The organism is Halorubrum tibetense (assembly GCF_042661865.1).
GTDB lineage: Archaea > Halobacteriota > Halobacteria > Halobacteriales > Haloferacaceae > Halorubrum > Halorubrum tibetense.
The window spans coordinates 1-1,112 of sequence record NZ_JBHSWW010000483.1 but is presented as its reverse complement, the minus strand read 5'-3'; the positions used below and the strand labels follow the sequence as shown (position 1 = coordinate 1,112).

Genomic DNA, 1,112 nt, shown 5'->3' with positions numbered 1-1,112 from the left:
TGCCGTGTTGAACGCAAGACGGCGGCAACATCGGATTTTTGATATTCGATATTCTACCGGTAGCGGCGCTTTATCTGTAGATTCTCAGATCGGGCGATTCGATTTGAGCGGAATTGTGCGGCGACCAAAGCATCAGTTTCACAAGATACTACATAAAGCATGAGGTGGACGATGGCGATGCCTCTCCCGGATATATTCGGAGAAGGAGAGCAGGCGGCGAGCTCTAACTCGCCGCCTGCTCGAGGTTATGGACGATACACTTCCGTGTGAGCTCCCGGAACTGGCCGTGCCAGCTCCGGGAGCGGATCTCGTCGCCGTCGTCTTTTAGCATCGCAAACACGGTCTCACTCATTGACCGCTGATTGTAGACATCATCGTCAATTCTGGCGTTGTGAGCTTTCTTGAGCGCGTTTTGCTCGCAGTGTTTGATCACTGGTCGGGTAGACGCGTCACGACAGGCTTCGCGGAGATCACTCCACGAGTACATTTTGTCGGCCAGCAACGCCTGCAGGTCTTCGGCGTTCCGCCGAAAGACCTGCAGCCCGATATGGCCGTCATAGGCTTTCTTCGTCGTGAAATGAGCGTCCATGATAGCAAGAGAATCCGTGTCAACAAGCAGCGTCGTTTTGATCGCGTTGAACGAGTAACCGACCCGATTCCGGTAGTGTGAGCTGGCTTGATCACGCTGAAAGCCGCTGGCGTCGATCGACGCAGTGCCTGAGAGCCCCGCCTGCTCCGCCGAGGCGCGGAGCAGGCGGCGCAGTTCTTTCATCGGGAATTCATCGTCCCAGACGCTGAAAGATGTGTAATCCGGAGATGCCTCAAGATCAAACACACCGAGAATTCCCGGCATCTCGTTGAGATAGTCTTCGAGCCTCCGAAGCGGCTTGTTGATCTCCTCTTTGAGCAGAAGGAGCGCGATCTTGGTGGACTTGGCGTACCCGTTGTCGCCGTCGGCGACAGCGGGTACGTCTGGTTGTTCAAAATGGTTCGTAGCGAATTCGTGAAACGTTTGTGCGAGGTTCCTGAGACGTCCCATATCGCCAGACGGCGTCCAAATCCCGTGAAATCAGCGATACGATCCGCAGACGGCGTCGGCGTTCAACGGAGCA

1 protein-coding gene is annotated in these 1,112 nt (G+C 55.5%); it reads right to left on the bottom strand.

What is annotated here, in order from left to right; translation table 11 throughout:
- Positions 1-223: 223 nt before the first annotated feature.
- Positions 224-1,039: an IS5 family transposase gene (locus ACFQEU_RS16370; RefSeq protein ID WP_379783889.1), complete on the bottom strand. Its 816-nt coding sequence runs from the start codon at positions 1,037-1,039 to the stop codon at positions 224-226.
- Positions 1,040-1,112 lie beyond the last annotated feature (73 nt).